Source organism: Melaminivora sp. (assembly GCF_032059615.1).
GTDB lineage: Bacteria > Pseudomonadota > Gammaproteobacteria > Burkholderiales > Burkholderiaceae_C > Melaminivora.
Genome location: NZ_DAMCAM010000093.1, coordinates 1 through 6,907, shown reverse-complemented (window position 1 = coordinate 6,907; position 6,907 = coordinate 1). Strand labels below are relative to the sequence as shown.

Below are 6,907 nucleotides of genomic sequence, written 5' to 3'. Positions count from 1 at the left end.
CGGCGAGGAGTTCGCCATCGTCCTGCCCGCCTGCCAGTTCGGCTTCGGCCGCGTGGTGGCCGAACGCGTGCGCCGGGCCGTGGAATCGCGCCCGGTCCGCGTCTCGCCCACGCTCACGCTGGACATCACGGTCAGCGTCGGCGGGGCCTTTGCCCTGCAGTGGATCCGCAGCACCCCGCAGCTGTGGGCCGACCGGGCCGACGCCGAGCTCTACAAGGCCAAGGCCGCCGGGCGCAACCGCGTCTATATCGAGGAGCAGCCCGACAGCACGGTGAGCGCCGAGGAAAAGAGCCTGCTCTTCGCGGCTCCGGACGACACTCCCGAAGACTCCGGCGCGCCCGCCCTGCCGGCCGCCCCGTCTGCGCACAGCGCCTATTGAAGGCTTGATGATGAACGACGCGCTGTCTCCCGCCTCCCCCCCTTCCGCCGCCCCGGCCCCGGCCGCGCCACCCGGTGACGTGCCGCAGCTGCAGCAGCCCCTGACCGGCCTGGGCTCGACCCGCATCATGGCCATCACCAGCGGCAAGGGCGGCGTGGGCAAGACCTTCCTGTCGGCCAACCTGGCCGCCGCCCTCACGCGCCGCGGCTGGCGCGTTCTGGTGCTGGACGCCGACCTGGGCCTGGCCAACCTGGACGTGGTGCTGAACCTGCACCCCAAGACCACGCTGCACGAGGTCTTCACCGGCAAGGCGCGCCTGGAGGAAGCCGTGGTCGAGGCACCCGGAGGCTTTTCCGTGGTGCTGGCGGGCTCGGGGATGATCGAGTACTCACGCCTCACGCCCGCGGTGCGCAGCGAGTTCCTGAACGTCATCCGCACCCTGGCGCCGCGCTACGACGTGGTGCTGCTGGACACCGGCGCCGGCATCTCCGACGTGGTGCTGTTCTCGGTCTCGCTCGCCTCGGAGGTGCTAATCGTCGCCACGCCCGAGCCGACCTCGCTCACCGACGCCTACGCCGCCATCAAGGTGCTGGCCAAGCAGCAAAAGCGCCAGCACGTGCGCCTGGTGGTCAACCAGACCGCGCGCCCGGGTGACGGCCGCGCCATCACCGGCCAGCTGCAGCAGGTGCTCGACCGCTTCGTCTCCACCGACTCGGGCCGGCCCATGCGCCTGCTCCACATGGGCGACATCCCCGCCGACCCTGCCGTGCGCGACGCCATCATGCGCCGCCAGCTGGTGGTCCTGCAGACCCCTGGCAGCCCGGCGGCCATGGCGATCACGCAGCTGGCAGGCAAGGTGGACGCGACCCTGCTGGCCCGCGCACCCGCCTGAAGCCAGGCAAAAACCATAGCTGAACATCGGCGCCCCGCCTGGGCTTGCGCTGGTTGCGCCTCACCCTGGCCCGCAGGCCAGCGCCTGACCCAGCGCATCGAGCTGCCCGGCCAGCGCCTCGCGAAGCTGTTGCCGCATGTCCTCGCGCGTGAGCCGCTCCTCGGCGCGCAGCAGGGCCCAGTCGATGGCCACCCCGCTGCCCAGCCCGATCAGCGCCCCCGCTGCTGCACCCAGGGCCGTGCCGGCGCCCGGCAGCACCGAGCCCATGGCCGCTCCGGCCAAGGCCCCTGCCCCCGCGCCGCCCGCCTTGGCCAGGCCCTGCTTGGCGGCCGCCTTGGCCAGCACCTTGGCCGCCGCCTTCATGGAGCCCTTGGCCGCTGCCTTGGCGGCAATGGCCGCGGCCAGACCGGCCGCGCCGCCGCCCGCAGCGCTTGCCGCCAGGCGCTGGCGCGTGCCGCCCAGCGCATGCACGGCAGGGATGTCTGCCGGCGCCTGGGCGCCCACCAGGCAGCGCCCCGCGTCCAGCGTCAGGTGGTGGCGCTCCAGCACCTCGGCAATGCGCGCCTGCGCGGTGTCCAGGCTGGCCTGCCCCTGGCGCGCCTGCTGCTGCACCGCGGTCATCCACGGACCCAGCCCGCTCGCCTGCTCCAGGGTGTGCGCCAGGCGCTCCTGCAAAAAGCCCTCGGCGCCGCCCGTCAGCATGTGGGCGATGCGGCCCCACTCGGCACCCAGGCTGAAGTACCAGTCCAGGTAGCGCTCGATGGCTGCCTGCAGCGCTTCGTGGGCAGGCTGCAGGCCGGTGCACAGTGCGGGCGTGGCGCGGCTCTGGGCGAGGGCCTGGAGCGCCAGGCGCTGCAACTCCTGCAGCGTGCCGGGCGTGTAGAAGCGCTCGCCAATGCGCTCGCAGGCCGGCAGGCGCCTGAGCGCCAGGGGGCTTGCATGGACCCGGGCCAGCGCATCGGCGGTGGCCACGGCCTGCAGCAGCACCAGCGTGGCCAGCACGCACACCAGACCCACCACCGCGGCGCGCGCTCCAGCAGGCGCCCGGGCCTGTGCCCCAGGAGGCCGCAGAGCGGCCCGCAGGCTGCGCGTGGCCGAGGCGCCCTGCAATTGCCAGCCCAGAAAGAGCAGCATGCCCGCCGGGCCGGTCAGGGCCAGCAGGGCCAGGCGCAGCACCTGCGAGCCCGGCAGGGCCAGCGCTGCGCCACTGCCCACCTGCAGCGCCAGCAGCGCGTCCAGCCCCCAGCGCACCAGGCCCGACGGCGCAGCCTGGATGCGCGCCAGCGCTGCGTCGAGCGTTTGGGGGTCCATGGCCGGCACCAGGTCGCGCCCGGCCAGGCCGCCGTGGGCCATCCAGGCCACCCAGGTGCTGCCCAGCAGGGCCAGCACCACGGCACGGGCCAGGGCCTGGCTCCAGCGCCAGGCAAAGGCCGGCTCGGCGAACTGGGGCGCGAGCCGGTGCTGCAGCCAGGGTGCAAGGGCCGCGTGCAGGGGCGGGGCCAGCGCCAGCAGCGCCCATTCCCAGGGCGCGAGAAAGCCGCCCTGCCACAGCGCCGCCGCGCCCAGAAGGAGCGCCAGCACCACCGCCTTAACGGCTGCCCAGCTGCCACCCGACAGCAGTTGCACGGCCACGCCGCGGGAGGAAAATTGCGCCAGCAGCACGCGCTTGCGCAGCATGAACGCCAGCCACAGCCCCCAGGCGGCAGGTGCCGCCAGTCCCACCAGCGCCAGCAGCCAGGCCCAGGGCGGCAGCTGCACCAAGGCGCGGCTCGCAGCCCACAACAGCGCCAGGCCGAGCCAGCCCGACAGGCAGATCCGCAAGCCGGCTGCGGCCCTGCCCGGGGCATGCAGCCAGGCCATGCTCAGTGCAGGTGGCCCCAGTACAGCAGAGCGTCGCGGCCTTCCACCGACAGCGACACCCGCGCGCCGACGGGCAGCAGCACCTTGGTGGGCACGTGGCCGAACGGCAGGCCGGTGAGCACCGGCACGGCCAGGCGCGAGCGCAGCCAGTCCACCACGCTTTGCAGCTTGTAGCCGCGGTCGTGCGGCGAGAGCCGGAACTCGGTGAACTGCCCCAGGACGACGGCCCGCTGGCGTGCCAGCACGCCGGCGTGCAGCAGCTGGGTCAGCAGCCGCTCGATCTGGTAGGGATGCTCGCCCACGTCCTCCAGGAACAGGATGCCGCCGTCCACCTGTGGCAGCCAGGGCGTGCCGACCAGCGAGCACAGCACGGCCAGGTTGCCGCCCCACAGCGTGGCGTCCTGCAGGTAGAGCTCGGGCACGGCCGGGCTGCCGTCGGCCTGCGGTTTCTCGCGCGGCATGCGCCAGCCGCTGCCTTCGCCGTGGCCGGTGAACAGGTCTTCGAGGCAGGCCAGCATGATGTCGTCGGGCTCGCCCGCCACGCCCAGGTCGCCCAGCAGCGCGGGCCCGGCCCAGGTGGTGGCGCCGGTGCGTGCCAGCAGGGCCATCTGCAGCGCGGTGAAGTCGCTCAGGCCGACGAAGCGCGTGCCCTGCCGCACTGCCCGCGCCAGCGCCGGGTAGTCGATGTCCGGCAGCAGGCGCGTGAGGCCATAGCCGCCGCGGCTGATGAGGGCGACGTCGGCGCCGCTGGCCGCCGCGCGGTGGATGGCCGCCAGGCGCGTGGCGTCGTCACCGGCAAAGCGGGTGTGGCTGGCCAGCGCGTCCGCGTCCACCTCGACCTCGTGCCCCATCGCCTTGAGCCGGGCCATGCCGCGGCGGAACGCCGCCCGGTCGCGCACGGCGCCCGAGGGCGAATAGACGTAGATGCGCAGCGGGCCGTGGCGGTGGCCACAGCAGGCGGCGTGATCAGCGCCGGCATGCTCGTGATGCGGGGCGTCGGCGGGGTCGTGTGGGTGCGGCAAGGCGTTGCTTCAGGCGCCGGGCGCCTGCTCCGTGGAAGGCGAAAAGTATGGCACGGCCTGCGCGGCCAGGGCCTGCGCACCGGCGGCAGTCAGCAGCGCCCCGGGCGCCAGCGCCAGGGCCCGCGCGCCGGCCAGCTCCGCCGGCGCCTTGCCCAGGGCCAGCGGCGCCGGGCCGGTCCAGTCCTGCCAGAACCTGCGCGCCTGCGCACTGCCGTCCTCGTCGCCATCGCCCTGCTCCCGCAGGCGGGCCAGGGCGCGCGGGCCGGCGCGGTGGCCGGCGTCGGGGTATGGGGCATCGGCCACGGCGCTGCGGGACGCGCGGCCCGGCAGCGGGCTGGCCACCGAGACCGCCCCCGCGAAGCGCCCGGGCAGCAGGGCCGGCAGGGCCAGGGCCCAGGGCGCGTCCTGGACCAGCAGGACGATGCCGCGCAGGTCCAGCTGCTCGATGAACTGGGCGAGCACTTGCCGGTGCCAGGCAAGGCTGTGTGCGGCTTCGCGCTTGGGCTTGTCGCTGCGGCCAAAGCCCGGAAGGTCGGGGGCCAGCACGCGCTGGCCCTGCCCGGCCAGTGCATCCACCAGGGGGCGCAGCGCGTGGCTCCACTGCCCGGGGCCGTGCACCAGCAGCCAGGTGCGCGCCGCGCCGGGCGGGCCGGCATCGACCCAGTGCAGGCGCAGCCGGTCGAGCGCCGGCAGGTCGCTCAGGTAGCGAGGGGCGTGGCAGCCCTGGGCCAGCGGCTCGAAGCGAGCGTCGGGCGTGCGCAGGGCATCGTCGCGCAGCGGGTGGACCGCCTTGTGCGCGCGTCGCCGCGCCTGGAAGAACTGTGCCAGCAGCGCCGTGCACTCGTGCGCCAGCACCCCGCCCTGCACGCGGGTCTGGTGGTTGAGGCGCTGCTCGGCAAACAAGTCGAGCACCGAGCCGGCAACCCCTGTCTTGGGGTCGGCAGCGCCATAGACCACACGATCCACCCGGGCGTGCAGCAGGGCACCGGCGCACATCGCGCAGGGCTCCAGCGTGACGTAGAGGGTGCAGCCGGACAGGCGGTAGTTGCCCAGCGCCGCGGCGCCGGCGCGCAGCGCGGCGATCTCGGCGTGGGCGGTCGGGTCGCACTGCGCGCGGGGGGCGTTGCGCCCGGTGGCCAGCAGCGTGTCGCCCCGCACCAGCACCGCGCCCACAGGCACCTCGGCCGCGGCCAGGGCCTCGCGGGCCTGCGCCAGCGCCAGGCGCATCCAGTGCTCGTCCCGCTGCCGCTGGGCGGCCTCAATCATTTTTCATAGCACACTGTCCAGACGGGACAACGCTTTCAGCCGAAAAACTTGATGAACACCTGGATGGCCACGGCATTGACCAGGTCGATGAAGAAGGCGCCCACCATGGGCACGATCAAAAATGCCTTGTGCGAGGCGCCGTACTGGTTGGTGATGGCCTGCATGTTGGCCACCGCCGTGGGCGTGGCGCCCATGCCGAAGCCGCAGTGGCCAGCGCACAGCACGGCCGCGTCGTAGTTGCGCCCCATGACGCGGAAGGTGATGAAGCCGGCGTACGCTGCCATCACGATGGTCTGCACGCCCAGGATGATGACCAGCGGCCCGGCCAGGCCGGCCAGCTCCCACAATTTCAGCGACAGCAGCGCGATCGCCAGGTAGATCGACAGGCCGGCGTTGCCGAACACGTCGATGGCGCGGTCGAAAACCTCGAACTTGAAGACGTAGTCCAGCACGTTGCGGATCAGCACGCCCCCGCCCAGCGCCCAGACGAAGGTCGGCAGCTGCACGGCGGTGCCGGCGGTGAAGTGCGTCATGAACTCGGCGAACGCCAGGCAGCCGGCGAACAGCGCCAGGGTTTCGATGGTGGCGTCTGCGGTGATCAGGCGCGTCTTGTGCGGAAACTCGAAGTTGGGCGTGCCCGCCTCCAGCGCGCCGTGCGTGCCATCGCCCTGCGGGCCGTGCAGGCTGTTGCGCTGGATCAGCCACTTGGCCAGCGGCCCGCCGATCAGCCCGCCGATCACCAGGCCGAAAGTGGCGCAGGCAATGCCCAGGGTGATGGCGCCGCGGATGCCGTGCTGGTCCTCCAGCACCTGCCCCCAGGCGCCGGCCGTGCCGTGGCCGCCCACCAGGGTGATGGAGCCTGCGATCAGTCCGATCAGCGGGTCCAGCCCCAAGGCGCTGGCCAATGCCACGCCGACGCTGTTTTGCACCACGATGAAGACGATCACCACCAGCAGGAAGACGATGAGCCCCATGCCGCCTTCGCGCAGCTTGGCAAAGTTGGCACTCAGGCCGATGGAGGAGAAAAACACCAGCATGAAAGCCGTCTGCAGGCTGGTGTCGAACGACGGCTGCACCCCCGTGGCGGCGTTCAGCCCCCAGGAAATCAGCGCCGCCACCAGGCCGCCGGCCACCGGCTCGGGGATGTTGAACTCGCGCAGCCAGCGGATGCGCTGCACGAGGAATTTGCCCACCAGCAGCACGACGGCCGCAAAAATGAGGGTGTAGTAAGTGCCGAACTGGATGGCCATGGTGGCGAGGTGTGAGTGTGCAGACGGCGCCATGCTATGTCAGCAGTGCCGCGCCGGCGTGTAGGTGCCCAGGCAAGGCCCGCGCCGGCATGGCGCGGCCGCGCCGCCCCCGGGCAAACCCGCAATTGTGCCCGAGCCTTTTGCGGGCCAGCCCTGCGCGGGCAGGCCCATGTATGGGCTGGGATAATCCGCGCCCTATGTCCCTCCTGCCCCACCAGCTCGAACTGCTCTCGCCCGC

6 protein-coding genes are annotated in these 6,907 nt (G+C 72.9%); 2 read left to right on the top strand and 4 right to left on the bottom strand.

The genetic code is table 11. The annotated features are described in order from the left end of the window. Nucleotides 1-379, top strand: a 379-nt coding sequence (locus RT051_RS14075; protein WP_313077618.1) for a diguanylate cyclase, incomplete at its 5' end; no start/stop codon positions are given. A 10-nt stretch (nucleotides 380-389) separates the two neighbouring features. Continuing rightward, nucleotides 390-1,271: a MinD/ParA family protein gene (locus tag RT051_RS14070; RefSeq protein ID WP_313077616.1), complete on the top strand. Its 882-nt coding sequence runs from the start codon at nucleotides 390-392 to the stop codon at nucleotides 1,269-1,271. A 60-nt stretch (nucleotides 1,272-1,331) separates the two neighbouring features. Here RT051_RS14070 and RT051_RS14065 read toward each other — a convergent pair whose 3' ends face one another. Genes RT051_RS14065 through gltS form a run of 4 tightly spaced genes read right to left on the bottom strand, consistent with a single transcriptional unit; the run spans nucleotide 1,332 to nucleotide 6,669 of the window. Next, nucleotides 1,332-3,131: a hypothetical protein gene (locus RT051_RS14065; RefSeq protein ID WP_313077613.1), complete on the bottom strand. Its 1,800-nt coding sequence runs from the start codon at nucleotides 3,129-3,131 to the stop codon at nucleotides 1,332-1,334. 2 nt (nucleotides 3,132-3,133) lie between these two features. After that, nucleotides 3,134-4,153 (bottom strand): LD-carboxypeptidase, encoded by a 1,020-nt coding sequence (locus tag RT051_RS14060; RefSeq protein ID WP_409520610.1) that lies wholly within the window; start codon nucleotides 4,151-4,153, stop codon nucleotides 3,134-3,136. A 9-nt stretch (nucleotides 4,154-4,162) separates the two neighbouring features. Continuing rightward, nucleotides 4,163-5,419: a tRNA adenosine(34) deaminase TadA gene (gene tadA, locus RT051_RS14055; RefSeq protein WP_313077611.1), complete on the bottom strand. Its 1,257-nt coding sequence runs from the start codon at nucleotides 5,417-5,419 to the stop codon at nucleotides 4,163-4,165. 35 nt (nucleotides 5,420-5,454) lie between these two features. Further along, nucleotides 5,455-6,669, bottom strand: coding sequence for a sodium/glutamate symporter (gltS, locus tag RT051_RS14050; RefSeq protein WP_313077608.1), 1,215 nt, complete (start codon nucleotides 6,667-6,669; stop codon nucleotides 5,455-5,457). Nucleotides 6,670-6,907: the final 238 nt, after the last annotated feature.

What these genes read in the sequence shown, in the direction of transcription:
- RT051_RS14070 (WP_313077616.1), top strand. Translation starts at nt 390, where the DNA reads ATGAACGACGCGCTGTCTCCCGCCTCCCCCCCTTCCGCCGCCCCGGCC.
- RT051_RS14065 (WP_313077613.1), bottom strand. Translation starts at nt 3,131, where the DNA reads ATGGCCTGGCTGCATGCCCCGGGCAGGGCCGCAGCCGGCTTGCGGATC.
- gltS (WP_313077608.1), bottom strand. Translation starts at nt 6,669, where the DNA reads ATGGCCATCCAGTTCGGCACTTACTACACCCTCATTTTTGCGGCCGTC.
- tadA (WP_313077611.1), bottom strand. Translation starts at nt 5,419, where the DNA reads ATGATTGAGGCCGCCCAGCGGCAGCGGGACGAGCACTGGATGCGCCTG.